The sequence below is a fragment of the Mycobacterium gallinarum genome (assembly GCF_010726765.1).
In the GTDB taxonomy this organism is placed as follows: Bacteria; Actinomycetota; Actinomycetes; order Mycobacteriales; family Mycobacteriaceae; genus Mycobacterium; species Mycobacterium gallinarum.
This window is the reverse complement of the sequence record NZ_AP022601.1, coordinates 4,625,402-4,651,857: the sequence shown is the minus strand read 5'-3', so window position 1 is coordinate 4,651,857 and position 26,456 is coordinate 4,625,402. Positions and strand designations below refer to the sequence as shown.

The 26,456-nt window shown below is 67.6% G+C and carries 27 protein-coding genes; 16 read left to right on the top strand and 11 right to left on the bottom strand.

The window, feature by feature from the left end; translation table 11 throughout:
- Positions 1 to 38 precede the first annotated feature (38 nt).
- Entirely contained in the window at positions 39 to 1,730 is a 1,692-nt protein-coding gene (gene ptsP / locus G6N42_RS22945; RefSeq protein WP_163733308.1) for a phosphoenolpyruvate--protein phosphotransferase, read from the bottom strand.
- 102 nt (positions 1,731 to 1,832) lie between these two features.
- On the opposite strand from ptsP, the gene G6N42_RS22940 reads away from it, so the two are divergent.
- The 10 genes from G6N42_RS22940 (at position 1,833) to G6N42_RS22895 (ending at position 12,107) form a co-directional block, all read left to right on the top strand.
- Positions 1,833 to 2,600: a DeoR/GlpR family DNA-binding transcription regulator gene (locus tag G6N42_RS22940; protein ID WP_163733305.1), complete on the top strand. Its 768-nt coding sequence runs from the start codon at positions 1,833 to 1,835 to the stop codon at positions 2,598 to 2,600.
- The gene (locus G6N42_RS22935) at positions 2,597 to 3,583 is read left to right on the top strand and encodes a 1-phosphofructokinase family hexose kinase (RefSeq protein WP_163733303.1); all 987 of its coding nucleotides are present in this window, start codon (positions 2,597 to 2,599) and stop codon (positions 3,581 to 3,583) included. Before G6N42_RS22940 ends, G6N42_RS22935 begins: the two co-directional genes overlap by 4 nt.
- Positions 3,580 to 5,601: a PTS fructose transporter subunit IIABC gene (locus G6N42_RS22930; RefSeq protein ID WP_163733299.1), complete on the top strand. Its 2,022-nt coding sequence runs from the start codon at positions 3,580 to 3,582 to the stop codon at positions 5,599 to 5,601. The genes G6N42_RS22935 and G6N42_RS22930 overlap by 4 nt, the downstream gene beginning before the upstream one ends.
- Positions 5,602 to 5,626: 25 nt before the next feature.
- Complete coding sequence (locus G6N42_RS22925) at positions 5,627 to 5,884, top strand: HPr family phosphocarrier protein (protein WP_083128296.1); 258 nt, start codon at positions 5,627 to 5,629, stop codon at positions 5,882 to 5,884.
- 207 nt (positions 5,885 to 6,091) lie between these two features.
- A complete protein-coding gene (gene mycP, locus G6N42_RS22920) occupies positions 6,092 to 7,438 on the top strand; it encodes a type VII secretion-associated serine protease mycosin (protein WP_163733296.1) in 1,347 nt (448 codons plus the stop codon).
- A complete protein-coding gene (gene eccE / locus G6N42_RS22915; protein ID WP_163733293.1) occupies positions 7,435 to 8,832 on the top strand; it encodes a type VII secretion protein EccE in 1,398 nt (465 codons plus the stop codon). The genes mycP and eccE overlap by 4 nt, the downstream gene beginning before the upstream one ends.
- 3 nt (positions 8,833 to 8,835) lie before the next feature.
- On the top strand, positions 8,836 to 10,365 hold the full coding sequence (locus tag G6N42_RS22910; protein ID WP_163733290.1) for a PPE domain-containing protein: 1,530 nt from the start codon (positions 8,836 to 8,838) through the stop codon (positions 10,363 to 10,365).
- A complete protein-coding gene (locus G6N42_RS22905) occupies positions 10,362 to 10,694 on the top strand; it encodes a YbaB/EbfC family nucleoid-associated protein (RefSeq protein ID WP_163733285.1) in 333 nt (110 codons plus the stop codon). The genes G6N42_RS22910 and G6N42_RS22905 overlap by 4 nt, the downstream gene beginning before the upstream one ends.
- Before the next feature lie 19 nt (positions 10,695 to 10,713).
- A complete protein-coding gene (locus tag G6N42_RS22900; RefSeq protein ID WP_163733282.1) occupies positions 10,714 to 11,514 on the top strand; it encodes a HugZ family pyridoxamine 5'-phosphate oxidase in 801 nt (266 codons plus the stop codon).
- A 14-nt stretch (positions 11,515 to 11,528) separates the two neighbouring features.
- Positions 11,529 to 12,107, top strand: coding sequence for an orotate phosphoribosyltransferase (locus G6N42_RS22895; RefSeq protein WP_163733279.1), 579 nt, complete (start codon positions 11,529 to 11,531; stop codon positions 12,105 to 12,107).
- 3 nt (positions 12,108 to 12,110) lie between these two features.
- Here the strand turns inward: G6N42_RS22895 and G6N42_RS22890 are convergent, their stop codons facing one another.
- From G6N42_RS22890 to G6N42_RS22875, 4 genes are all read right to left on the bottom strand, one after another.
- On the bottom strand, positions 12,111 to 13,169 hold the full coding sequence (locus tag G6N42_RS22890; RefSeq protein WP_163733276.1) for an ABC transporter ATP-binding protein: 1,059 nt from the start codon (positions 13,167 to 13,169) through the stop codon (positions 12,111 to 12,113).
- Entirely contained in the window at positions 13,166 to 13,939 is a 774-nt protein-coding gene (locus tag G6N42_RS22885) for an ABC transporter permease (protein WP_163733272.1), read from the bottom strand. The genes G6N42_RS22890 and G6N42_RS22885 overlap by 4 nt, the downstream gene beginning before the upstream one ends.
- Entirely contained in the window at positions 13,936 to 14,727 is a 792-nt protein-coding gene (locus G6N42_RS22880) for an ABC transporter permease (RefSeq protein WP_232076669.1), read from the bottom strand. Before G6N42_RS22880 ends, G6N42_RS22885 begins: the two co-directional genes overlap by 4 nt.
- A 73-nt stretch (positions 14,728 to 14,800) precedes the next feature.
- Positions 14,801 to 15,931, bottom strand: a complete 1,131-nt coding sequence (locus tag G6N42_RS22875) for an ABC transporter substrate-binding protein (RefSeq protein WP_163733269.1) — start codon at positions 15,929 to 15,931, stop codon at positions 14,801 to 14,803.
- Positions 15,932 to 16,112: 181 nt separating this feature from the next.
- On the opposite strand from G6N42_RS22875, the gene G6N42_RS22870 reads away from it, so the two are divergent.
- On the top strand, positions 16,113 to 16,685 hold the full coding sequence (locus tag G6N42_RS22870; protein ID WP_163733266.1) for a hypothetical protein: 573 nt from the start codon (positions 16,113 to 16,115) through the stop codon (positions 16,683 to 16,685).
- A 217-nt stretch (positions 16,686 to 16,902) separates the two neighbouring features.
- Here G6N42_RS22870 and G6N42_RS22865 read toward each other — a convergent pair whose 3' ends face one another.
- Together G6N42_RS22865 and G6N42_RS22860 are read right to left on the bottom strand one after the other, a co-directional pair.
- On the bottom strand, positions 16,903 to 17,409 hold the full coding sequence (locus G6N42_RS22865) for a TetR/AcrR family transcriptional regulator (protein ID WP_286201648.1): 507 nt from the start codon (positions 17,407 to 17,409) through the stop codon (positions 16,903 to 16,905).
- A gap of 42 nt (positions 17,410 to 17,451) precedes the next feature.
- The gene (locus G6N42_RS22860; protein ID WP_232076271.1) at positions 17,452 to 18,063 is read right to left on the bottom strand and encodes an FMN-dependent NADH-azoreductase; all 612 of its coding nucleotides are present in this window, start codon (positions 18,061 to 18,063) and stop codon (positions 17,452 to 17,454) included.
- 68 nt (positions 18,064 to 18,131) lie between these two features.
- On the opposite strand from G6N42_RS22860, the gene G6N42_RS22855 reads away from it, so the two are divergent.
- The 3 genes from G6N42_RS22855 (at position 18,132) to G6N42_RS22845 (ending at position 21,372) form a co-directional block, all read left to right on the top strand.
- A complete protein-coding gene (locus G6N42_RS22855) occupies positions 18,132 to 18,590 on the top strand; it encodes a MarR family winged helix-turn-helix transcriptional regulator (RefSeq protein ID WP_197905548.1) in 459 nt (152 codons plus the stop codon).
- 10 nt (positions 18,591 to 18,600) lie between these two features.
- Positions 18,601 to 19,020, top strand: coding sequence for a TIGR03668 family PPOX class F420-dependent oxidoreductase (locus G6N42_RS22850; RefSeq protein WP_163733260.1), 420 nt, complete (start codon positions 18,601 to 18,603; stop codon positions 19,018 to 19,020).
- Positions 19,021 to 19,152: 132 nt separating this feature from the next.
- Positions 19,153 to 21,372, top strand: a complete 2,220-nt coding sequence (locus tag G6N42_RS22845) for an elongation factor G-like protein EF-G2 (RefSeq protein ID WP_163733258.1) — start codon at positions 19,153 to 19,155, stop codon at positions 21,370 to 21,372.
- Between the two features lies 1 nt (position 21,373).
- Here the strand turns inward: G6N42_RS22845 and G6N42_RS22840 are convergent, their stop codons facing one another.
- Positions 21,374 to 21,985: a YdcF family protein gene (locus G6N42_RS22840; protein ID WP_163733254.1), complete on the bottom strand. Its 612-nt coding sequence runs from the start codon at positions 21,983 to 21,985 to the stop codon at positions 21,374 to 21,376.
- Positions 21,986 to 22,094: 109 nt separating this feature from the next.
- On the opposite strand from G6N42_RS22840, the gene G6N42_RS22835 reads away from it, so the two are divergent.
- Both G6N42_RS22835 and G6N42_RS22830 read left to right on the top strand, forming a co-directional pair.
- Positions 22,095 to 22,676 carry a sigma-70 family RNA polymerase sigma factor gene (locus G6N42_RS22835; protein WP_163733251.1) on the top strand — a complete coding sequence of 194 codons (582 nt, stop codon included), beginning with the start codon at positions 22,095 to 22,097 and terminating at the stop codon, positions 22,674 to 22,676.
- A gap of 47 nt (positions 22,677 to 22,723) precedes the next feature.
- Entirely contained in the window at positions 22,724 to 22,942 is a 219-nt protein-coding gene (locus G6N42_RS22830) for a hypothetical protein (protein WP_163733248.1), read from the top strand.
- On the opposite strand, the gene G6N42_RS22825 is transcribed toward G6N42_RS22830, so the two are convergent.
- Genes G6N42_RS22825 through G6N42_RS22815 form a run of 3 tightly spaced genes read right to left on the bottom strand, consistent with a single transcriptional unit; the run spans position 22,939 to position 26,455 of the window.
- On the bottom strand, positions 22,939 to 23,667 hold the full coding sequence (locus tag G6N42_RS22825) for a hypothetical protein (RefSeq protein WP_163733245.1): 729 nt from the start codon (positions 23,665 to 23,667) through the stop codon (positions 22,939 to 22,941). The two genes, G6N42_RS22830 and G6N42_RS22825, sit on opposite strands and share 4 nt — an antisense overlap.
- Entirely contained in the window at positions 23,664 to 24,860 is a 1,197-nt protein-coding gene (locus G6N42_RS22820; RefSeq protein WP_163733242.1) for a zinc ribbon domain-containing protein, read from the bottom strand. The genes G6N42_RS22825 and G6N42_RS22820 overlap by 4 nt, the downstream gene beginning before the upstream one ends.
- Entirely contained in the window at positions 24,857 to 26,455 is a 1,599-nt protein-coding gene (locus G6N42_RS22815) for a S53 family peptidase (RefSeq protein ID WP_232076269.1), read from the bottom strand. Before G6N42_RS22815 ends, G6N42_RS22820 begins: the two co-directional genes overlap by 4 nt.
- Position 26,456 lies beyond the last annotated feature (1 nt).

Here is a 26,456-nt window from a genome sequence, read left to right as displayed (position 1 = left end):
GCCACGACTAACCGGACCGTAGTCCGGATTATTCCGTGTTATTCCAGAGCGCTCAGCGCCGCTGCCCGCGCTTGCGCCGCGGTGCTCGCCGCGAGCACGGCGTCGGCCGCGTCGCGGCACTGCTGCAGTGACACCTGAGCGAGTTTGGCGCCCACACCCTGTACGGCCGCGGCGGCGGCCGACAACGACGTCACACCCAAGCCCGCGAGCACGCAGGCGAGCAGGGGATCCGCGGCGGCTTCCCCGCACACACCGACAGGCTTGCCCACCGAGGCGCCCGCCCTCGCCGCCATGGCCACCAGGGTCAGCACCGCGGGCTGCCACGGGTCGGTGAGCGCAGCGAGTTCGGCCGACATACGGTCGGCGGCCATCGTGTACTGCGCCAGATCGTTGGTGCCGATCGACAGGAAGTCCACGTGTTCGAGAATGCGGTCGGCCAGCAGTGCGGCAGCCGGCACCTCGATCATCACGCCCGGTGTCAACCCGTGCGAACGGACCTGCGCGGCAAAGTGTTCGGCCTCCTGTGCCGTCGCGATCATCGGTGCCATCACCCACGGCGGGTTGCCGGTGCGCTTGGCAGCAGCGGCAATGGCCTCGAGTTGACGGTCCAGCAGCGCCGGGTTGATGCCCGCGACGCGGATGCCGCGCACACCGAGCGCGGGGTTGGCCTCGTTGGGATGTTCGGCGAACTTCAGCGGCTTGTCCGAACCCGCGTCCAGTGTCCTGACCACCACCTTGTGCCCGGCGAATGCGTCGAGCACCTCGGCGTAGATGTCGGTCTGCTCATCGACGGTCGGCTCGGTTTCCCGATTGAGGAAGCACAGTTCGGTGCGGAACAACCCGATGCCCTCCGCCGCGGTGTCCCTGGCGGCCCGCGCGGCGGCGCCGTCCTGCACGTTGGCAAGGACCGCGACCGCGTGACCGTCGGAGGTGGCACCGGGTCCGGACCAGCCCGCGGCGCGTTCGGCGTCTTGCCGCGCCGCCTCGACCGCCTGGTCCGCGGACGCTGAGTCCGGCGTGACGATGACGGTCCCCGCGGTGCCGTCGACGAGCACCATCGTTCCGGCCTCGACGGCGTCCAGGCCCTCGACGGCGACGACGCACGGGATACCGAGCTGGCGCGCGATGATCGCCGTGTGGCTGGTGGGCCCACCCAGGGTCGTGGCCAGCGCGACGACGAGCGTCGGGTCCAGACCTGCGGTGTCGGCCGGGGCGAGGTCGTCGGCGCAGAGGATCGACGGCGCCGCGGGCATCGGCACGCCCGGTTCGGGCAACCCGTTCAGTTCTGCGATCACGCGGTCGCGGATGTCGCGCAGGTCTGTCACCCGTTCGGCCATGAGCCCGCCGAGTTTGGTGAACATCTCGGCGAACTGGTCCACCGCGCCGATCACCGCGCGTACCGCGGGCGCGCCGGTGGCGATGCGCTTCTCGGCGGCGGCCAGCCATGCTCGGTCCTGCGCCAGGGTCGCGGTGGCGGCCAGCACCTCCGAGGCGGCGCCGGTCGCATGGGCCGCGCGGTCACGCAGCCGGGTCGCGACCGCCGATGCGGCGGCGTCGAAACGGGCGGCCTCCGCGGGACGGTCCGGTTCGGCCACATCGCCCGCGTCGTCGATGGACGTGGGCAGCCGACCCGGCCGGATCACCGGTGCGTAGGCCACGCCGGGCACCACCGGGACGCCACGAAGGGCCGTGCCGGGCAACAGTGACGTGTTCGTGGATGAAGCGGTCATGTGAACCAGATTACAAGAAATGGTTGACAAGTCAACACAAACAGTAGTAAAACCAATTAAATCAACATTCAGAAGCACGGATACCCACACATACGGAGCCCCATGTACGCCGAAGAGCGTCAGCAAGCGATCGCCTCGCTGGTGATTGCCAACGGCCGCGCCTCGGTCGCCGAACTGGCGCAGGCCCACGACGTCACCACCGAGACGGTGCGGCGTGACCTCGCCGCACTCGAGAGGGCCGGGGTCCTGCGGCGCGTGCACGGCGGCGCGGTTCCGGTGCGCGCTCTGCATCTCGTCGAGGCCGGCGTGGGCGAACGAGAGGCCACCCGCGCCGAACACAAGGACGCCATCGCGGCCGCCGCCGCCGAACTCCTCCCCCAACACGGCTCCACCGTCCTGCTGGACGCGGGCACCACCACTGCGCGCATCGCCGCCCACCTGCCCACCGATCGCGAACTGGTCGTGGTGACCAACTCGATACCCGTCGCCGCGCGCCTGGCCGCCATGCCCTCGGTCTCGCTGCAACTGCTCGGCGGCAGGGTGCGCGGTGTCACGCAGGCCGCGGTCGGCGAACAGACGCTGCGAGTACTGGACACGCTCCGCGTGGACATGGCGTTCATCGGGACCAACGGCATCAGCGTCCGACACGGTCTGTCCACGCCGGACAGCGACGAGGCCGCGGTGAAGCGCGCGATGGTGACCGCGGCGAATTATGTAGTGGCGGTGGCGGACTCCTCCAAGATCGGCCGCGAAGACTTCGTCAGTTTCGCGCCGCTGTCCAGTGTCGACACCCTGATCACCGACGCTGAGATCACCGGCGCTGATCGCGCACAGCTCACCGACCACGGCGTCGAGGTGGTGGTCGCATGATCGTCACCGTCACGCCCAACCCGAGCATCGACCGCACCGTCACCCTCACCACACCGCTGACGCGCGGCAGTGTGCACCGGGTCACCTCGGTCACCACCGAAGCGGGCGGCAAGGGCGTCAACGTCGCGCGTGCGTTGACGGCGGCCAGTGTCGAGGCGGTCGCGCTTCTTCCCGCGCCCGCGGCGGATCCGTTGATCACCGCTCTGCACAACGCCGCGGTGCCGTTTCGTTGTGTACCGACGGAGATGCCGGTGCGGACCAACCTCACGATCACCGAACTCGACGGAACGACAACCAAACTCAACGAACCGGGTGCTGCGCTGGACGCGGCCACCGTCGGCATCCTCACCCAGTCTGTGGTCGCCGCGGCGGAATCCGCATCGTGGGTGGTGTTGTCGGGTTCACTGCCGCCCGGTGTCCCCGACGATTGGTATGCCGACGTCGTGGCGCGCCTCGCCACCTTCGGCTGCCGGGTCGCCGTCGACACCTCCGAGGCTCCGCTGACGGCCCTTGTCCAGTCGTTCGACGTGGCCGCTCCCAACCTCATCAAACCCAACGCCGAGGAACTCGCCAGTGTGCTGGGCCTCTCGCCTATGGCACTGGAAGCCGCTGTCGCCCAGGGCGATCCGGAACCGGTGATATCCGCAGCCCGACGGTTGATCGATCGGGGCGTCGGCGCGGTGCTCGCCACCCTCGGCGCCGCGGGAGCCGTCCTCGTCGACGACAACGGCGGCTGGTTCGCCACCCCGCCGCCGATCACCCCGCGCAGCACCGTCGGCGCCGGTGATGCCGCCCTCGCCGGATACGTCCGCGCCGAAGTCGCTGGCGCGACACCGCCGGAGCGCCTGCGGATGGCCGTCGCCTACGGCAGCGCCGCGGCCGCTCTACCCGGCTCGGCTCAGCCACGGCCCGCCGATCTCGACCTCGATGCCGTCCACGTGACACCAGTAGTCCCCGCCAACGAACCGAAGGTAATGCCATGACCGACGTCTCGATCATCAACACCGACCTGGTCCTGCTCGATGCCGACGCAGGAGAAGACAAGCAGTCGGTGATACGCAGGCTCGTCCAGCGCCTCGCCGATTCCGGGCGCTCCACAGACGCCGACGGCCTCTTCGCCGCGGCGATGGCGCGTGAGGAGCAGTCGGCCACCGGCCTGCCCGGCGGTATCGCGATCCCGCACTGCCGCTCACCGCACGTCGACACCGCTTCGATCGGTTTCGCGCGGCTGAACCCGCCCGTCGATTTCGGCGCGCCGGACGGACCCGCCGACCTGGCGTTCCTGATCGCCGCCCCGGAGTCCGGCGGTGCTGAGCACATGAAGCTGCTGTCCAGCCTCGCCCGCGCACTGGTGCGCAAGGACTTCGTGGAGTCGTTGCGGCAAGCATCCACCCCCGACGAGGTGGTCACGCTCGTCGACGGTGTGCTGAACCCCGAAAAGCCATCTCCTGCAAAAGAATCCGCTCCCACGCAAGCCAGGACGCTGCTCGCGGTGACCGCCTGCCCCACCGGTATCGCGCATACCTACATGGCCGCCGACTCGCTGGTCGCGGCGGCCAAGAAGGCCGGCGCCACGCTGCACGTCGAGACGCAGGGCTCCTCCGGCAGCACCCCGCTGGACGCGGAGACGATCGCGGCGGCCGACGCCGTTATCTTCGCCACCGATGTCGGCGTCAAGGACAAGCAGCGCTTCGCCGGTAAGCCCGTCGTCGCCTCCGGGGTGAAGCGGGCAATCAACGAACCGGACAAGATGGTGGCCGAAGCCCTTGCCGCCGCGGACGATCCGAACGCCGCCCGCGTCGATGGAGGCGCCGGTCCGTCGGCGCCGAGCGGCGCAGCCCGGGCCGGCAACGTCGGCTGGGGCACCCGCACGCGGCAGATCCTGCTCACCGGCGTGAGCTACATGATCCCGTTCGTCGCCGCGGGCGGCCTGCTGATCGCACTCGGATTCCTGCTCGCCGGATACGACATCGCGAACACACCGGACGGGGCCGAACCACTGTCGTTCGGCATGAACTCGCTGGGCAGCCATATCGCCACCGAGAACACCTTGACCAACCTGCCCTCCGGCGGCCTGCTCCAATACCTCGGCGCGGTGCTGTTCACCCTCGGCGGGCTGGCCTTCATGTTCCTGGTGCCCGCGCTGGCCGGCTACATCTCGTTCGCGATCGCCGACCGGCCGGGCATCGCCCCCGGCTTCACCGCGGGCGCGGTCGCCGTGTTCGTCGGCGGCGGCTTCATCGGCGGTATCGTCGGCGGCCTCATCGCCGGCTTCACCGCACTGTGGATCAGCCGGATCGCCGCACCGCGATGGCTGCGGGGTCTGATGCCGGTCGTGATCATCCCGCTGTTCGCCTCACTGGTCGTCGGCCTGCTGATGTTCCTGCTGCTCGGCCGCCCGTTGGCCGCCATCACGTCGGGCCTGACCAACTGGCTCGGCGGCATGACCGGCAGCTCCGTCATCATCCTCGGCGTCATCCTCGGCCTGATGATGTGCTTCGACCTCGGCGGCCCGGTCAACAAGGCGGCCTACGCGTTCGCCACCGCGGGGCTCAACGTCGCCGACCCCGCCTCGTTGCGCATCATGGCCGCGGTGATGGCCGCGGGTATGGTTCCTCCGCTCGCGATGGCGCTGGCCTCGGCGGTCCGGCCCACGCTTTTCACCGAACCGGAGCGGGAAAACGGCCGGGCCGCTTGGCTTCTCGGCGCCTCCTTCATCTCTGAAGGCGCGATCCCGTTCGCCGCGGCCGATCCACTGAGGGTGATCCCGTCGATGATGTTCGGCGGCGCCATCACCGGTGCGTTGATCATGGCGTTCGACGTCACACTGAAGGCTCCGCACGGCGGAATCTTCGTCTTCTTCGCGATCGGGAACCTGCTCTGGTTCCTCGTCGCCCTCGCCGCGGGCACCGTGGCGGGCGCACTCGCCGTCGTCGCCGCCAAGCAGTTCATCAAGCCCAACACGCAAACCGAAGAGGCGCCCGCGCTCGCGGCCGTCTGATTCCACCCACCATTGAAGGAGAACCATGCCCAGCAAGACCGTCATCGTCGGATCGGCCATCGGTCTACACGCCCGCCCCGCAGCGATCATCGCCGAGGAAGTGGTCAAGGCCGGAGTGCCCGTCACGCTCTCGATGGACGGCGGCGAGCCCGTCGACGCAGGATCTGCGCTGATGATCATGACGTTGGGCGCAGGCAACGGCGCCGAGGTGACCGTCGACTGTGACGACGCGGACGTGCTCGCCACCGTCGCGGGATTGGTGCAGCAGGACTTAGACGCCTAGGACGCCTGATCTGAGGTGAGGCCCCTCACGTGCGCTGAGCCAAGATTGCGGACCTGACCCCCTTCGCCGCCCTTTAAGATTGGCTGCGTGCAATCAGGCAGTTCGCTCGGCGAGATGGTTTGTGCTGCCCTGGGGCCCGTAGAGGGTTTGCTGTGGGTGCACCGGCATAATGCCACCTGGTCGAGAATCGGGGGAGGTGCGTAACGAGTGCACCGTATTGGTGTGCTGCTGACGGTGCTGTTGCTGGCACTGATCAGCGCTCCTCCGGCAGCGGCTATCGAGCCCCCCAAGATCGATCCGGCGGCGATGCCACCCGACGCGACGGGGCCCGACCAGCCCATGGAACAACGCCGCGTCTGCTCCGCCCCGACGGCGTTTCCCAACGCGAATTTCGCCGACAAGCCCTGGGCGAACGACTACCTGCGCCTAGCTGAGGCACAGAAGTTCGCCACGGGTGCGGGCATCACCGTCGCGGTCATCGACACCGGGGTCAACGGCTCACCGCGCGTCCCCGCAGAACCCGGCGGCGACTTCGTCGACCAGGCCGGTGACGGGATGTCGGACTGCGATTCCCACGGCACGCTGACGGCATCGATCATCGCAGGCAGGCCGGCGCCGACGGACGGCTTCATCGGGGTCGCGCCCGACGCCCGCATCCTGTCGCTGCGGCAGACCTCGGAAGCCTTCCAAACCGTTGGCGCGCGCACCGACCCCAATGACCCGAACTCGACGCAGACGGCCGGTTCGCTGCGCAGCCTGGCCCGCGCGGTCGTGCACGCGGCCAACCTCGGCGCACAGGTCATCAACATCAGCGAGGCCGCCTGCTACAAGGTGACGAGGCTGATCGACGAGGCGGGGCTGGGCGCCGCGATCAACTACGCGGTCAATGTCAAGGGCGCGGTCATCATCGTCGCGGCGGGCAACACCGGCCAGGACTGCAGCCAGAACCCACCACCCGATCCGTCGATACCCGCGGACCCGCGCGGCTGGAAGCAGGTGCAGACGATCGTCAGCCCAGCGTGGTACTCGCCGCTGGTGCTGACCGTCGGCGGCGTCGCCCCGAACGGTCAACCGAGCACCTTTTCGATGTCCGGACCGTGGGTGGGTGCCGCGGCCCCCGCGGAGAATCTCGTCGCGCTCGGCTACGACGGACGGCCGGTCAACGCGCTGACTGGTCAAGACGGTCCGATTCCGATCAGCGGCACCTCGTTCGCCGCCGCCTACGTGTCCGGGCTGGCCGCGCTGCTCAAACAACGCTTCCCCGTTCTGACGCCCGCTCAGATCATGAACCGGATCACCGCAACCGCACGACATCCGGGCGGAGGCGTCGACAACTACGTCGGTGCCGGCGTCATCGATCCGGTCGCCGCGTTGACGTGGGACGTGCCCGCAGGACCGCAGCAGGTGCCCTATCAGGTCAAGGAAGTCCCGCCACCGGTGAACATTCCGCCGCCGGACCGGGGACCGATCACCGCAGTCGTCGTCATCGGCTTCGGTCTGGCCCTGGCGCTCGGACTCGGCGCCCTTGCCCGGCGCGCGCTGAGGCGCCGATGAGCGGCTTCAGGTCCTTGTTCGGGCTGCGCCTGACAACCGGCCACGCCATCTGGGCGGCGGTGCTGATACCGGCCGTCATCCTCTTGTTCATCCAGCTCGACCTGCTCTGGGTCGGGATCACCCTGGCGGTGATCATCGCTCTCGCAGCGGTTTTGACCATTCGTGGCCGACGGCTCACCGGCTGGATCGCGGCGGTGTTCGCGTGGCGGCGGCGCCACCGCAGAGTTCCCGAGAGGCCGTCCGAACCGGCCGTCGGCGCCACCGTCATGCCCGGCGATCATGTCGCGGTCCGCTGGCAGGACGGCTACCTGATCGCGGCAATGGAACTCGTCCCGCGGCCGTTCACTCCGACGGTGATCGTCAACGGCGAGGCCTTCACCGACGATGTCGTCGACACCCGGCTTGTCGAGCGGCTGCTCGCGGCGCACTGTCCCGATCTCGAAGCCGACGTGGTGTCGGCGGGCTATCGAGTGGGAAAGACCGCGCCGTCGAGCCTGGTGGCGCTGTACGAGCAGGTCGTCGGACCCTACCCGGCCCCGGCCAATCGACGCACCTGGATCGTGCTGAGGGCCGATCCTGAGCACACCCGAAAATCCGCACAGCGGCGCGACTCCGGCGTTTCGGGGCTGGCGCGGTATCTGGTGGCGTCGACCACGCGGATTGCAGATCAGTTGTCCAGCAACGGTATCGATGCCCAGCCCAGCCGCAGCTTCGACGACTTTGACCGCGCGACCGAGATCAGCTTCGAGCGCGAGACCTGGTCGGCGATCAAGGGACGCAGCACCTTCACCGCCGCGTACACCGCACCCGGCGGTCCCGACGTCTGGTGGTCGGCGCGCGCCGACCACACGATCACGCGGGTCCGCATTCGGCCGGGGGCGGCTCCCACCGCCACCGTGTTGTTGACGACGCTGGCGAATCCGACTACCCCGCGCGGGTTTTCGTGCCTGTTCGGCGGACAGCGGGCCGCGTTGCTCGGCATCAGCCCCGTCAACGACCGCCACTACGAACTGCCCGTCGGTTCTGCCGGGGTGCTCGTCGGCGAGACCGCCGACCGCTATCCGGTATACATGCCGTTCGACGACATCGACGTGAGCATCAACGTGGGCGACGCTCGATTGTTCACGCAGTTCGTCGTGCGATCGGCTGCCGCAGGAGCGGTCATCACCCTGCTCCCGCAGTTCGCGGAGTTCGCGGCTTCCGTCAACGGCCACATCGGCCAGGAGGCAAAGGTCGCGTGGCCGAACGCGACCACATATCTTGGCCCACACCCCGGTATCGGACGAGTTGTGTTGCGCGACAATTTCATCCAGACACCACGCCATCGTCAGCTGCCAATCCGGCTGATCAACCCGCGTGAAGAGAGCCGCTACCAGATGGTGCTGGAGAGCTGAGAAATGTCGGTCCAGCGGGTCAACCCCGGTTCGCTCACCAGCCAGGCCGCGGAGATGAAGGGCCAGAACTGGCACAACCCCGCCGAGGATCCCGTAGCGCCGCCGGACGCGGTGCCCTCCACGGCCGACGCGATCGCCAACCTCAACCAGAACGCGCAGTCGCTCAAGGAGTTCGAGGAGTGGGCGAAGGTCGAGAATCAACGGATCGCCGAGATGCTCGAGATCGCCGCGCAGGCCTACCAGAAGGTCGACGACGAGTACGGCATCGCGCTCGACGATCCCGAACGGGCCGCGGCCATCAGCGCCATCACCATTCCTTCTCCGCCGACACCAGCGCCCGAAATCTCCTCTCCCGCAGGCACCCCGAGGCTCCTCGACGCCAGCGGATACCGCAACGTCATACAGACGCAAATCGAACTGAGCGCACCGGACACCGGCGCTTCGCTGAAGAACGCGATGCTGTACTGGTCGGCGGCGTCCAACCGGGTCAAAGGCAACAAGCCGAAACCCCCGCCCGGCGACTGGGAGGGCGACGCCGCCGACGCGGCCTACGCGCGAATGATTGCGTTCGGTAACTGGCTGACGCAACTGTCGGAGGCGTGGCAGGACCTGGCCGAGGCCGCATCGAAAATCTTCAACGCACATGACAAGGCAAAGACCGCGCACGTTCCCATTTACGACGAATACGTCGCGCTGGAAGCGCGCATAAAAGAGCTCGCAGGCGCGCCCGGGCCGCACACCGGCATTCAAAGACAGATCGATCTGGCCCGCCGGCGGTTGGAAGAGCTGCAGGCGCAGTCCGACGAGGTACGCCAGCAATACGCCAGCGAGGCGACGTTCACACCGGTGCGGCCGGCGGACCCGCCGTTCAAACCGGCCGACCGCCTCGCCCCCGCGGGCGGCGGTGGCGGCGACGGTGCTGGTGGTGGCGGCGATCAGCCCGCCGGCGATCCCGCGGCAATGGCCCAGAAGATGGGCGAGTCGATGGGCACGTCACCGCAGCAAGCAGGTGCGAGGCAGGGTGGCGGCTCCGGAGGAGGATCGCCATCCGGCGGTGAATCACCCTCGGGCGGAGCCCCTTCCGGAAGCAGCCCAAGCGGATCGGAAGGCTCAGGACTCCAGACGGGCACGCCGAGGGCACCCACCGACCCGAGCCTGCGCCCTGCGGCAGGTGGTGGATCGGGCGGCGGCTCAGGTGGTGGAGCCGGCGGCGGCGGATCGGCACCACTCTCACCCGCCGTCTCGGCCGAGACCGTCGCACCCGCCCCACCCATGCCGGTCGCGACGGCGCCGGCGGCAGCCGCGGCCGCCGGCGGTGGCATGGCCGGCGGCATGGGCGGCATGGCACCCATGCACGGGCATGGCGCACAGCAGGGCAAGGAGAAGCGTCGCGATCCGCGCACGGCACCCGACGAGGATCTGTACGTTGAGGACCGCCCGTGGACCGAAGGTGTCGTCGGTAACCGCCGCCGCCGCGAAGTGCAGGACGGCAGGCCGCGCGAACACGACGACGAGCAGGACGACGACGAGTGACCGACGACATGCACCCCGACGTGGCCGTTGTGCTGCAGCAGGCGCAACGGCTGCAGTCGCTGATGGACGAGCAGCTGCACAAGATGAAGAACGAGACGTTCACCGCCACCGACGACGCCGAAACCGTCGAGGTGACGCTCAACGGCCACCACCACCTCACCGGGACCTTCATCGCGGACGGTCTGCTGCGGTTGGGTGCACCGACAGTCGAGCAGCGGCTCAACGAGGCTCTTGGAAAGGCCACCGACGCCGCGTCCAGGTCGATCGAGCTGGACAGGGACCGTATCGACGCCGTCGCCGATATCACCGCGGGTCTGCAGAAGGACTGAGCCCTAGTATCGTTCGTTCGTGGCGAACCGCGATCACGGCGACCCGGGCGATGCCCCCTCGGTCCCTCCCCCGCTCACCGAAGTGGCGAATTCCACCCGCCCGTCCGCAGCCGAGGAAGCCCGCACGATCGCGGCGTCGACCAATACGGGCACGCTTGCCACGCTGACCGCCGCCGGCGATCCGTGGGCGTCGTTCGTGACGTACGGATTGCTCGGCGGCGCACCGGTCTTGTGCGTTTCGAACCTTGCCGAGCACGGTCGCAATCTCGCGGGCGACCCGAGGGCCAGCATCGCGATCGTCGCGCCGAGCTCGGAGTCCGATCCACTGGCCAGCGGCCGCGTGACCCTGGCCGGCGTGGTCGAAGCCCCGACGGACGACGAGTTGGCCGGGGCCCGCGACGCACATCTGGCTGCGGTCGCGGCCGCCAAGTACTACATCGATTACAGCGACTTCACGCTCTGGGTGCTGCGCGTGCAGCGGGTGCGCTGGGTCGGCGGCTACGGGCGAATGGAGTCGACCACCGGCGAGGACTACTCCGCGGCCTCGCCGGATCCGGTGCAGCCGCACGCGGCGGGGGCGATCGCTCATCTGAACGCCGATCACGCCGACTCGCTGGCCGCGATGGCCAAGGCGCTCGGCGGATATCCGGACACCATCGCGGCGACCTGCACCGGTGCCGACCGCTACGGCCTCGATCTGCGGCTGACGACCGAACGCGGCATCGCCTACACGCGGATCGGCTATGCCAAGCCGATCGACTCGCACGATCAATTGCGTTCGGCGACCGTCGAGCTGACACATCGCGCCCGGGGGCACTGAAATACGATCGCCGTATGGCAGATGCGAGCGCACGCCCCGAGACCTGGCCAGCAGCGTTCGAGCTGATCCGAACCCGCGGTTACGAGCACCGCGAGGAACCCTTCAAGCTGGCCAGCGGCCAGCTCAGCCATGACTACATCGACGGCAAGTACGCCATCGACAACGGGGAACGCCTGACGATCGTCAGCCGCGCCATCGCCGACCTGGCCGCGCTGAACGGGATCGAGTTCGACGCGGTCGGCGGGCTCACCATGGGCGCCGACTCGATCGCCATCGGTGTCGCGATGGTCACCGGTAAGGCCTGGTTCTCCGTACGCAAGGAACAGAAGTCGCGCGGTCGCGAGCAGTGGATCGAGGGGACCAGGCTTCAGCCCGGAACCCGGGTGCTGCTCGTGGACGACGTGATCAGCACCGGCGGTTCCACCGAGATCGCACTCGAGCGCGTCGTCGCCGTCGGCGCCGTCGTCGCCGGCGTGATCCCGATGGTGGATCGCGGCGACGTCGCGGCCAAGCGCTTCGCGAAACGCGACGTACCGTTCGCCGCGCTGGTCACCTACCGCGACCTCGGAATCGAACCCGTCAAGGACGTCTGACCCTCACGCGGCGACCACCAGCACACCGCCCGGCTCGACCCCGACCGTGACCGAATCGCCAGGGGTCAGCGCCCTGGCCGCCGCGCCCGATATCTGGGCGTTGATCACCGAACCGTCCGGCATCGCGACGTAGACGCGCGAGATCGGCCCCAGGAACGCGATCGAGCTGACCTTGGGCGTTGCAGCGCCACTGGCCGGCCCGGCGGTGACGGTGACGGCCTCCGGGCGCACCATCGCCAGTCCGGGGCCCGACGTGATCGAACCGGGCAGCGTCGGCACCGTGGTGCCGAGCAGCTGTGCGCGGCCACCCGAAACCTGCACAGGCACTTTGTTGTTCAACCCCACGAACTCCGCGACGAACGGCGTCGCCGGGGTGGCGTACAGGTCGGCGGGCGCGGCCAGCTGTTCGAGCCTGCCCTGATTCATGACACCCACACGGTCGGCGACGGCGAGCGCCTCCTCCTGATCGTGGGTGACGAACAGCGTCGTGATGCCGACCTCGAGTTGCACCCGCCGTATCTCGTCGCGCAACTGCGCGCGCACCTTGGCGTCCAGCGCCGAGAGCGGCTCGTCGAGCAGCAGCACCCGCGGCTGGATCGCCAGCGCGCGCGCCAACGCGACCCGTTGCTGCTGGCCGCCCGACAACTCGTGCGCGTACTTTGCCTTGTGCGCACCCAAGCCGACCAGGTCGAGCATATCGGCGGCCCGAGATATCCTCTCGCGCTTGTCTTTACCGCGCATCTTCAACCCGAATGCGACGTTGTCGAGCACGGTCAGATGCGGGAAGAGGCTGTACGCCTGGAACACCATGCCCATGTCGCGCTTGTTGGCAGGGACGCGGCTGACATCGCGACCGCCGACGGACACCGTGCCCGACGTGGCGTCGTCGAGGCCCGCGAGGATCCGCAGCGCGGTGGTCTTACCGCAGCCCGACGGACCAAGCAGCGCAACGAGTTCGGACGGTTCGATGTGCAGGCTCAGCCCGTCGAGGGCCTTCACGTCGCCGTACACGCGTGTCAGGCCGGTCAGATCGACGGCCGTACCTTGCGTTTTCGCATTCATGCGGTCACTCCTTGGACTCGTCTGCGCCCGCGTGTCACCAGCGACAGGACAAGGAGCAGCACGAAGCCGAACAACAACACCGCCAGCGAGGCGGCCACCGACGTCGGACCGTCGGTCTTACCGATCGCGACGATCTGCACCTGCAGCGTCTCGAATCCGGACAGCGACGCGATCGTGTATTCGCCGAGCACCACCGCGATCGAGATGAAGGCGGCGGAAAGGACCCCAGACCAGATGTTGGGCACCACGATTCGCAGGATCGTCGTCCCCCATCCCGCGCCCAGCGACCGCGCCGCTTCGGTGAGCGTCTGCAGGTCGATCGACGACAGCGCCGCGTCGAGCGCGCGGTAGGCGAAGGGCAGCACCAGCACCACGTAGACGAACGTCAGCGTCAGTGGGGATTCACCCAAGAAGTACGCCACCCACAGGTACACATTGCGTAGCCCGACCACGATCACCAACGTCGGGATCGTCAGCGGCAGCAGGCACAAGAACTCCACAACGCCCTTGGCCCACGGCGAGCGCAGTCGCACCCAGATCATCGTCGGGACCAGGATCACCAGCGTCGCAATGACTGTGAACACGGCAAGCAGCAGTGAGACCACGATCGCCCGATACAGCGCGTCGTCGGTGACGAGGTTCGTCCATGCCTGCCATGTGCGCCCGTCGTCGACGAGTCGGCGGGTGGAGAAATCCGCCATGGCGTAGAGGGGGAACAGGAAGAACAGGCCGAACGACACCCAGAGCGCGGCGCGGGCTGGACGTTTCATCGCAGCCACCGCGCCGTACGCCGCACCAGGACGTTGTAGGCCGTCATCACCACCGCGACGACGACGATCATCTCGAGCGCGAGCGCGTAGGCGAACCCAGACTGACCGAGCACCACCTCACTGGTCAAGGCGGACCGAATCAGCAGGGGCACGATCGGGCTGCCCTGGCTCACCAACGCGGCGGCGGTCGCGTAGGCGGCAAAGGCGTTGGCGAACAACAACAATGCCGATCCGAGGAAGGCCGGCGTCAACAGGGGTACGGCCACCTCACGGAAGTACTGCCACTTCGACGCGCCGAGACTGACGGCGGCTTCGCGCCATTGCTCGCGCAGGCCTTCGAGCGCGGGCAGGAAGACGATCACCATCAGGGGGATCTGGAAGTACGTGTACACGAGTGTCAGTCCCGCCAGGCCGTAGAGCCATCCCGAGCCGGACAGGTTCCAGCCGAAGACCTCCTGCACCCACACGGTCAGCACTCCGTTGATGCCGATCGTCGCCAGGAACGCGAAAGCCAGTGCCACACCACCGAACTGAGCCAACACGCTGCACAGCGAGATCACCGCCCTGCGCACCATCGACGTGGGCGGGCTGCTCACGATCAGCCTCGCCAGCACCGCTCCGAGCACCGCGCCGATGATCGCCGTGCTGGCCGACAACAGCACGCTCGCCCACAGCGCCCCGAGCGCTGTCGACGAGAAGAGCGCGCCGATGCGGCTGAGGGAGAACGCGCCGTCCACGACGAACGCGTTGACGATCACCGTCACCGTCGGGATCACCAGGAACACCATGACGACCGCGAAGAACGGCAGCAGCGGCAGGGCCTCTGTGAGTCGGTTGCGCAGTTGAGTTCCGCCCGGCACGTCAGCCGATCGCTTCAGCCCAGTTATCGGCGAGATACGCAGTGGCCTTGTCGGTCTGCTCGGGGCTCGGCACGGTGACCGGGCCGTCGATCACCGGGATGGAAGCTGCGACCGCCTGATCCAGGGAGCCGTCCGCCATCATGTTGTCCGCACGCACCGGACGCACACCACCTGCCGCGTAAAGGTTCTGGCCTTCGTCGCTGAACAGGAACTCCTGCCACAGCCGCGCGGCCGCGGGATGCGGGGCGTCCTTGTTGATCGCCTGGTAGTAGTAGCCCGCGACCGCGTGGTCCGGCGGAACCAGCACCTGCCACGACGGGAGCTTCTTCGTCTCGACGGAGTTGAGATAGTTCCAGTCGATGACCACCGGGGTCTGGCCGGACTCGATGGTCGCCGGGGTCGGGTCGACCGGCAGGAAGTTGCCCGCCTCGTTGAGCTTGCGGAAGAACTCCACACCCGGTGCGATGTCGTCGGCCGAACCGCCCTGCGACAGCGCGACCATCAGCACACCGGAGAACGCGGCACCGGCCTGCGTCGGATCGCCGTTGAGTGCGACCTTGCCGTTGTATTCGGGCTTGAGCAGATCGTTGACCGAGGTGACCGGCGGCACTGTGGCAGAGTCGAAACCGATCGACATGTAGCCGCCGTAGTCGTTGACCCAGGCCCCGTCGCGCTCCTTATAGGCCATCGGGATGTCGTCCCATACCGCCACCTTGTAGGGCGCGAACATCGCGGTATTGGCCAGCGCCACCGACTGGCCGAGGTCGAACACGTCGGGCGCGGTGCTGCGGCCCCGCTGCTGGTTCGCGGCGTTGATCTCCTCCTGGCTCGACGCGTCGGGCTGTAAGGAGTTCACCTTGATCCCGTACTTGTCCTCGAATGCCTTGATGATGGCAGCGTAGTTGGCCCAAGTCGGCGGCAGCGCAATCACATTCAGCTCACCCTCCTTCTTGGCAGCCTCGACCAGACCGTCCATGCCGCCGAAATCCTCGGCCGACGTGGCCTCCCGCGCATTGACCCCGGATTCTGTCTGCTCTTCCGCGTTGTTCTTCTCCGGAGGTGCGCAGCCGATCAGACCGGTGAGCAGCAGGACCGATGCGGCCGCGGCCGCCGTGAGGCGTGAGAATTTCATTGCCGAACCTTCCGATGGCCGGGAAGCGGCGCAGTGGCGCGGACATGACGGCTGTGCGACGCGGCGTGAAACGATTGCATATGCGGCGCTCGACCCTACCGTGATCACGCCAGACCGTGTGCGTGTTCACACGACTTCGGTTGCCGCGCATATGCGCAGGTAACAGCGATAGCATCAGTGTGTGGCTGAACGCGAAGCCTCGGGGGATTTCGATTACCTGATCGGCGACCTGCCCGAAGCGCCCTCGGATGTCGAGATCTCGGACGGCGACGAGACGCTGCTGGAGTCGGCTCCGGCCGACGACTACGAGCCGGCGCTGCACGACCGTGCCCCGGGGACGTTCGACGCCTTCGACGCGGACACCTGGTACTTCGAACCCGCGCCGGAGCCCTGGTACCGCCGCAGGCAGACATTGGCCGTGTGGATCGCCGTCGGAGCTGCCGCGGCGGCGCTCGTGGTCTCGGCAGTTCTGTTGATCGTTCGGAGTCCCGGCCCGGAGGTGGACACCACGACGCCGACCGAGGCGCCGTCGACCACGACGGCGGTGTCGACCGAACGTACGACCAGTAGCGTGGTGCCGCCGCCGCCAGCGCCTGAGACGTCGGCCGGGCCCATCGACCCCCGCCCGGCGCAGACGGTGCGGCCACAGAACCCGCGGCCGCGCAGCACCCGGCCGCCCGAGATCGGGGTGACGCGCACACCGGTGACGCGGTCACCCATCAGCGTTGCGCCCCAGCCGCGCGGACCACGCTGACACCGCAACCTGTCAGCTCTGATGCCCGCGGTGATGGAACACGATGCCCGGAACTCCATACCCGAAGAACGGGTATTGGAGCTGGCCGGCCTGTACCGCGGCGGTGCCTGGCTCCGCGGTCACTTGCGCGTTTCCCGGCGTTTCAACGACCGTCGCACCGCCGGTGTTCGTTCGCTCGGATCAGTCCGGGAATCAGTCGTGCTCTACGTCACAGCCGTCAGACGGCGAATCCGCACATCGCCCCTTCGACCATGGCGTCGGCGGATGCGTCGTCCAGCGGTGTGTGCGCGAGCAGCAGGCGGTAGAGCATGGGCCCGATCAGCTGGTCGATCGCCGCGTCCGGGTCCATGTCCGGCCGCAGTTCGCCGCGCGCCACTCCGCGCGCCCAGACCGTTCTCATCAGCGCCCGCCGCGGCGCGACCAGGTGGGTGTGTAGTTCCGCGTTCACCAGCGGGTCGAACTGCGCCTCGCCGATCAGCTGCGCGAATACTCGCCCGCTACCGCCGCCGTAGAAGTGGCCAAGCCCGCGGACCACGCGTCGGAAATCCTCGCGGGCGGACCCCGTGTCCGGATCGGGCGCCTCGGCCATCATCTCCGTCAGGAACGCCTCGACGGCCACCGCGTGCTTGTTGGACCACCACTTGTAGATGGTCGCCTTGCTGACCCCGCTACGGTTGGAGATCTCCTCGGTGGTCATCGCCCGAAGTCCGACTTCTTGCAGCAACTCCGGAACTCACGCCCATAACTATCGACCACCAGCTGGGCCTCAGGCGGCGTTCTCACCGACTTCCCACAGTGCGTCGATCGCCTCGAACGCCTGGTTCAGGCTCGCGGCCGCAAGCGGTTTGAGCTCAGCCATCGCTGGATTGACATCCGCCATCGTGAGTTCGGCGACGATGAGGCGAGGCGACAGGCCCGTCATCGACACCGCATGGGGCAACCAAGATTCAGCGTGATCCCAACCCTCTCGAGGTGTGCCCGGACCGTAGCCGCCGCCCCGACTTTCGAGCACGACGAACTCGGTATCGCCGAGCAGACCCGCCCCCGTTTCGGCGTCTATCGACAGCCCGGGCGCGACGATGTGATCCACCCACGCCTTGACCGTGCTCGGCGGGCCGAAGTTGTACAGCGGGAGTCCGAGCACAACCGTGTCGGCACGCTTGATCTCGCCGATCAGTTCGGCGGTCAGCGCCGGTGACGTCACGTCCCCGAGGTGCGGAATCGGATTACTCGCCAGATCGCGATACACGACAGAGCCCTCCGGGTGGGTGTCGCGCCACCGCTGGACGGCACGGGCGGTGAGACGACGGCTGACGGACTGGTCGCCCTGGACCGAGGAGTCGATGTGTAGCAACTGGTTCATCAGTTCCTTCCTCATTGATAGTTAGTGTATTACAAGCTATCTATACCAAATAGATCATCGGCGTATTCCCGTAGGCTGATGACGTGCCAGAACTGTCCGCGCCGCTGCTGGTGCACCTGGCGCGGCGGATGCAGACCGAGGCCGAAGTGGAGTTGATCGCCTTCGGTCTCCGCGCGCGGCACGTCGTCGCCCTGACCCTGCTGCGCGACCTCGGCGAACAGAATCAGTCCGACCTGACCGCCATGCTCGGAATCGACGCGACGAACGTGGTGGGCCTGCTGAACGAACTCGAGTCCGACGGCCTCATCGAGCGCAGGCGCTCGGCCGAAGACCGCCGGCGGCACACCGTGATGCTGACCGCGGCGGGCACACGCACGCTCACCGAGATCGAGAAGGTGCTCTGGGTCGTCGAACAACGTGTGCTCGCCCCGCTGAGCGATTCGGAGCAGCACGATCTGTATGCGCTCCTCGCACGGGCGACCGCGAGCAGCTGCGCCGAGGTCCTTCCGACCACGCAGGCGTGCATCGAGGGTTCGGAATAGTCTGAATCCCATGGCCGAAATCGACGCTGCGGCCCTGTTCGCGCAATCGCCCGTCGCGATGCTCGCCACCGTCGGGCCGGACGGCGCGCCACACGTTGTGCCCGTGGTGTTCGCGGTCAACACCGACCGCGAACAACCAGTCATCTACACCGCTGTCGACGCCAAACGTAAGTCCACCAAACGGTTGCAGCGGCTGACCAACATCGAGGCCAACCCCCGGGTGAGCGTGCTCGTCGACAACTACGACGAAGACTGGACCCAGCTGTGGTGGGTGCGGGCCGACGGCGTCGCCGAGGTCCACCACAGCGGTGACGAGATGGCCAGCGGCTATGCGCTGCTGCGGCGCAAATACGTTCAGTACCAAAGGCTTGCGCTCGACGGTCCCGTCGTCACGATCGCCGTCGCGCGGTGGTCAGCGTGGCAGGCGTGAATGCCGCTGCGCAACGGTGAACACGGCTACGGCCTCGTCACCAAGTCGCTGCACACCCCACGAGTTGTGTCATTCCCTTGTGCTCGGTGACGGTTCGGAGAATTCTGGTTTAACGAACCTGGAGGGAACGTCATGGCCGACAAGACGACAACTTCCCAAGCCGGAGCTGCTCCCACCGCGGACAGTCCGGCCGCCATCCGCAACGTGGTGCTGGTGGGCCCATCGGGTGGCGGCAAGACAACACTCGTCGAGGCGTTACTGGTCGCCGCCGGAGTGCTCAACAGACCGGGATCGGTCGTCGACGGGACCACCGTCTGCGATTGCGACGAGGCCGAGATCTCGCAGCAGCGCTCGGTCGGTCTCGCCCTGGCGTCACTGGAGCACGACGGCGTCAAGGTCAACCTGATCGACACACCCGGCTACGCCGACTTCGTCGGCGAACTGCGCGCCGGGCTGCGAGCCGCGGACTGCGCGCTGTTCGTCATCGCGTCCAACGAGGAGATCGACGAGCCGACCAAGTCGCTGTGGCTGGAGTGTAGCCAGGTCGGGATGCCGCGGGCCGTTCTCATCACGAAACTCGACCACGCCCGGGCCAACTACGAGAACACGCTGACGGCGGCGCAGCAGGCCTTCGGCGACAAGGTGTTGCCGCTGTACCTGCCCGCCGACTTTGGTTCAATTGCCGGCACCGCCGGCGGACCCTGCACCGGCCTCATCGGGTTGCTCTCCCAGACCCACTTCGAATACGCCGACGGCAAGCGCACCACGTCCCATGAACCCGACGCCTCCTACGGCGACGCGATCGAGGAGATGCGCGGCAACCTGATCGAGGGAATCATCGAGGAGTCCGAGGACGAGACCCTGATGGAGCGCTACCTCGGCGGCGAGGAGATCGACCAGTCGGTGCTGATCGAAGACCTCGAGAAGGCTGTCGCGCGCGGGTCGTTCTTTCCGGTCGTCCCCGTGTGCAGCACGACCGGCGTGGGCACCCTCGAACTGCTGGAGGTCATCACCAGCGGGTTCCCGTCCCCGCCCGAACACCAGCTCCCCGAGGTGTTCACCCCGCAGGGCAAGTCCCGCAACAGCTTGCCGTGTGATCCGGCCGGCCCCCTGCTCGCCGAGGTCGTCAAGACCACGTCGGATCCGTATCTGGGCCGCGTCAGCCTGGTGCGGGTGTTCTCCGGGACCATCTCGCCCGACGCGACCGTGCATGTGTCCGGCCACTTCTCGTCGTTCTACGGCGGCAACGGCTCCTCCCCCACCCACGCCGACCAGCGCTGGACGGCCGGCCACGCCGATCATGACGAGGACGAACGCATCGGCACGCTGTCATTCCCACTCGGCAAGCAACAGCGGCCCGCACCGCAGGTGGTAGCCGGTGACATCTGCGCCATCGGACGGCTGTCGCGCGCCGAGACGGGCGACACGCTGTCCGCGAAGGCGGAACCGTTGGTGCTCAAACCATGGACCATGCCGGAACCGTTGTTGCCCATGGCCATTCAACCACACGCCAAGACCGACGAGGACAAGCTTGCGGTCGGGTTGCAGCGCCTTGCGGCCGAGGATCCGACCCTGCGCATCGAACAGAACCCCGAGACACATCAGATCGTGCTGTGGACCATGGGCGAGGCGCATTCCGGCGTGGTGCTCGACGCGCTGGCACGCCGCTACGGTGTCGCCGTCGACACCGTCGAGTTACGGGTGCCGCTTCGAGAAACGCTGGGCGGCAAGGCCAAAGGACATGGACGGCACGTCAAGCAGTCCGGCGGCCACGGCCAGTTCGCGGTATGCGACATCGAGGTCGAGCCGCTGCCGGAAGGGTCTGGTTTCGAGTTCGTCGACAAGGTCGTCGGCGGTTCCGTTCCACGCCAGTTCATTCCGAGCGTGGAAAAGGGTGTGCGCGCTCAGATGGAGAAGGGACTTCTCAACGGGGCGGGCTCGGGCTATCCGGTCGTCGACATCAGGGTGACGCTGTTCGACGGCAAGGCGCACAGCGTCGACTCCTCCGACTTCGCGTTCCAGATGGCAGGTGGGCTGGCGCTGCGTGAGGCGGCCTCGGCGACCAAAGTTAACCTGCTCGAACCGGTCGACGAGGTCTCGGTCGTGGTGCCCGACGATTTCGTCGGCGCCGTGATGAGCGACCTGGCGGGCCGGCGCGGGCGCGTGGTCGGCACGGACAAAGTCGGCGAGGACCGCACCGTCGTGAAGGCCGAGATACCCGAGGTCGAGTTGACCCGATACGCGATCGACCTCCGATCGCTCGCGCACGGCGCCGGATCCTTCACGCGATCCTTCGCTCGCTATGAGCCCATGCCGGAGCAGGCGGCGGCCAAGGTGCGGGCGTCGGTATAGCTCACTGACGCGTCGCGTAGTAATGCACGCTGAAGTACATCTCGCGCAACAGCATCGGCAGCTGCGTGCCGAGGGTTTGGAAGCGACTGGTTGGCGTGGGCGACGGGTGCGCATCAAGTCGCAGGTCGTCGGCCATCCGCATCGCGCGGCGCATATGCAACGGATCGCTGACGATCAGCACGCGATTGATGTCATGTTCGGTGAGCAGCGGCCGGGCGAAGACCAGATTCTGCTTGGTGGTTCGGGACTGTGTCTCGATGAGGATGCGATCGGCCGGAATCCCGGCCCCGATCAGCCATTCGCGGCCGGCCTCGGATTCGGCGAGCGTGTCGCCCCGCCCGACACCACCCGTCACGACGATCCACTTGACCTGTCCTGATTCGAAGAGCTCGGCCGCGTGCCGCAGACGTTCGGAAAACACCGGCGACGGTGCATCGTCGTCGACCGCCGCACCGAGGACGATTGCCGCATCGGCCTGCGATGTGTCGGAGCGCCCGCCGAACGCGACGATGTCGGCCGCAAGGCTGATGGCACCCGCCAGAGCCAGCGCCACGACAATCGCGACGGTACGTCCGGCGCCGCGGGAGAACCGCGTGCCATGGCTGCCCGTCACTTTGGTGATCCTATGGGGGCTAACCGGTAGTCAGGCAGTAGGTTTTTCCCACCTCTGATGGGTGCCAGCCGTGCAGACACTGCGTCGTTGACACGGAAAAGTCCCCTACGTGCCTGAAAACGATGCGCTGCTGACCGCCCGCTTCGAGCGGGACGCACTGCCACTGATTCACGATTTCTACCGCCACGCGCTGAAGTTGACGCGCGATCCCGCCGATGCGGAGGACCTGCTCCAGGAGACGGCTGCCAAAGCGTTCGCCGGGTTCCACGGCTTCCGCGACGGCACGAATCTCGGCGGCTGGCTGTACCGGATCTTGGTCAATAGCCATATCAGTTCGTACCGGAAGCAACAGCGACGCCCAGCCCAGTGGCTGACCGACGAGTTCACCGACGGACAGCTGGTGGCCCAGGCCCGCCACTCCTCGGGCGGCCTGAAGTCCGCCGAGGACGAGGTGCTCGACCTCATCGGCGACGACGACATCCAGACCGCGATGCGTCAGCTGCCCGAGAAGCTGCGCACCGCGCTGTACTACGCCGATGTCGTCGGTCTGCGCATCAACGAGATCGCCGAGATCACCGACGCACCGGCCGGGACCGTCATGACACGCGTGCACCGTGCGCGGCATCGGCTGCGCGGCCTGCTGTCCGACGTCGCCGAGGCCAGGGGCTACAGCCTGGACCAGGCGGCGTAGTGCTGCCAGAGGATTGACGGGGTCGACCGCTTGAAAGGAGGTGACTCATGAGCGCAACACGTTTCGACCGCCCGCTCGCCGGACGCTCCGTGCACCCGCGTTCGGTCGTGAACGCCACGACCGCCAGGCAGCTGTTCGCGCACCTGGCCACCACGCTGGTCCTCGCAACGGTCGCACTGCTGGCGGCGTGGCAGTTCATGTTCTCCGGCGCCACACCGCACCACGGGACAGTGGCGTCCCATCGGACGACGGCGTCCACCCACTAGCGCGGCGGGTCGCCCTGCCAGCTGAAGCTGTTGACGTATTTGCCCATATCCAAGGCGATTTGGGTGTTGGCGCCGGAGGGCTTGCCGAACCCGAAGTCGGGTCCGAATTCGTGGTAGGGCCCCACCGCCGAGGCCACGAGAGCGAGGTCGTTCTTGATGGCGACCATGATCAGCACCCGCATCCGCTGGTAATTGCTATTGGCGCCCTGCGGCCACCAGTCGACGATCTCGCCGAACCCGCGCTGGTAGCCGACCATCGCGTTGGGAATCTCATACGCGGTCCGGGTGTCGGGAAACCTCTTGCCCACCAGTTCTTTGGCGATCTGTTCAGCTGACCGGCCGGCGACGGGCACACTGAAGAACTGCATGCTGCCGCCATCACCGCCGAGGAACTCGGCGATCACCTTGTTCGGCTCGGTGGTGATGCGGTAAGCCGAACTGGGCGCGGGATGCGACACCGAGAACGTGCCGTCGGCGGCAGTGAAACGAGGGTTGATCGTGACCGGCGTACCCGTCGGCGGCCTGCCGCACTCCGGCGGGCACATATAGCGCACGGGGGGCTTGCTGATCATCGCCGACAGCCCGACCAGCGCCCCCGCCACGACGGCGATGGTGGCGAACCATATGAGCACCAAGCGTGTGCGCGACGTGCGATGCGGCTGGGGTGCCTCGTAGGTGCCGGCCGGAACCGCATATCCGGGAAAGAAATTCGTCGCCGTGGTCACGGTGTGTCGGGACCTTCACGCACCGGACGGGCGTCGCGCCGGTCTTCGCGTGACGCCCGTGACGATGCCCGCGTCGCCACCCCGCACGCGGGGCAGAAAGCCATATCCGGCACCACATGTCCGCAGTGCGTACACAGCAGCGGCTCATCGGACTGGATCTCGTCGTGCACCTCGTGCAGCAGCGCCAGATGCAAACCGATACGCAACACCAGCATGGCGACCAGCGCCAGTGCCAGATAGAGCACCAGCATCAACAACTGCGGGACGCGGGCGACGTCGATCAGGCCCAGCCCGAGATAGACGGCGAGGATCGCCGCCGCGAGGCCGACGAGAACCAGCCGCACCATGCCGGGGTGCTGATCCTTCTTACTTGCCGGGCGGGTGAACCACAGTGCCGCACCGATCAATCCACCAGCGGCCGCGGTGATCAACGGTATCGAGATGCCCCTGATGCCCGCCTCGACGAGCAGGCTCTCCAGCGGGCGCTTGCTGATGGCCCCTGTCCCGAACAGCGGAGCCGACCGCGTCATCGCCGCCGCGGCCATGAAGGCGAAAGCGCCTAGCATTCCGATCCTGAAGCCGTCCAACGCTTCTCGTGAGGATGGTCGGAACACCCTCACGATGACGGCCGGCAACAGCATCAGGATCACCCCGCCCAGCGGAATGCCGATACCCACGCGGAGCATCGGCATGCCCGTGATGGCGGAGCCCAGACCGACCTCGTACGAGCGGGCGACCATCGCACCCGTCAGCAGGACCCATCCCACCCCAAATCCAACACCGAGCACCGCGGTGAGCACCAGAGTGCTGACCGGGAAGTCGCGGAAGGCATCCGACTCGCGGAGATAGATGAGGTACAGCACGGGCAGGCCCAGCGTGCCGACGGTGATCAGCGCGGCGGGCAGACGCAGCAGCGTGAATGCGACGAGGCACACCAGCAGCACCACCAGACCCAGCCGGAACGCTGTTCGGGAGCGCTGCGCCACCTGGGGGAACAGCGAACTGGCCAACGACAGCTGCAGCAGGTGCTCGTTCGGCGCCGCCCCGAAGTTCTTGACGCGCAACCAGTCCGGGCCCTCGCCGGGCCGCGGTTCCAGGTGGCATCCGCATAGTCCGCAGTACTCGCCCTCCGGTACGTCGGTCTTGCAGATGCGGCATTCCGTAGTCGGGACGGAATCGTCGGGAGTCGTCATTCGGCCGCCTCTTGGAGGATCAGCAGATTGCGTACGAGGTTGTCGACATCGGGGGTACCGAGCCCGGTGATGAGGTCGTAACCCGGTCCGGCCTCGGCGACGGCGTTGGCGCCGAGTGTCACGTCACGGAACGCGGGCAGCGGTGCACCCTCGGCGATCCGGTAGAGCAGCGGATTGAAGGCACCGATCAGCTGCCCGCCGTTGGCGAGCAGGTACTGGTTCATCACCGCGGCAAGCCCCGCCCAGATCGGCGCGGACTGCGATGTCCCGCCACCGACCAGTTCGGTTCCCTTGAAGATGATGCGCACGCCGGTGAAGGGGTCGGCGACGGCCGCGACGTCGGGCGTCAGCCTGCGGTCGGGATCGCGGTCGGGCATCACGGCCCGTTGCCATTCCGGGCGCTCGAACAGGTTGGACACCCCGCCTCCGCTGCCGACCGATAGCGGGACGTCGTACCAGGCCTGCTCGGCGAGCCACCTGCCGTCGGCGTCGGTGGACAGCGTCGTGCCGCCGACATCGGTCATCTCCGGCAGTGACGCCAGTGAGTCCAGCCCTATATCAGCCTCGCCGGGCGGAGACGACCAGTCGTCGCCGCCTTTGCACTCCAGCCCGGCGAGATCGCCGCTCGCGTTGAACGCCGTCGTGCCGTTCGCCTGTGCCGCCGCGAGCGCTTCCCGCGCCGGTGCGAGATCGGCGGCAGTGATGAGTTTGTCGCAACCCCATCCGATCGAAAAGCTCCAGATCGCACCGGGATACCGGCGATCGGCTTCGGCGAACAACTCGCCGATCTTCTCGAACGTGCCGTCGCCGGAGATCGTCGACTGGGCGCTGAACACGACCTTGCGCGCATCCGGCGCGACCGCGTGGGCCACTTCGAGATCCATCGTCGTCTCGCCGCGCGGGTCGTCGAGCTCGCCACCGACGACTTCCGGGGTGAACTGGGGCAGCCCGTACGTGGTGGCGAACGCGTCCAGATCGGACTGGTCGAAACCGTCGAAGGCGAAGAACACGATCGTGGCACCCTTGCCCGTATAGCCGTCGGCGGCCAGCCGCGACGCGTTGTAGGTGTTCAACAGTGCGCTGGGCTTCAGTCCCTTGTCCGGCACGTCGAGCGGAAACATCCGCGTCTGCGACGTGTGGTGCGGCAGGTAGCCCAGGATCCGTCCCAGCTCGGCGACCTCGGAGGTCAGCGCATCGGGAATCGCGGGCTGTTGCGGCGATGCGTAGAACACCTGACCGCGCTTACCGCGGTAGTCGTGGACCTCGACGTCGAATGCGTCGGCCACCTTCTCCGCCGCCCCTTCGAGCACCGCCCAGGCCTGGCCCGGCTTCCACCTGACGTCCAGGCCCTGACTGTGCGCCCAATCGAAAACGCCGTCGGGGCGCGTCGGATCATGCAGCGCGAGCGTCAACTGGGCGTTGTCGTTGTGCGACGGCCCCAGATCGGTGGAGCTGGCCAGCAGGTACGAGTACGGCCCTGCGATGGCATCGCCGCCCTCTGTGCCGGGGCGCGACGATGCCAGTCGCAGATCGGAAACGAGCACCATCACGCTGGCGGCAACCAACGCCAGCACGCCGATATGCCGCGCCTTCACT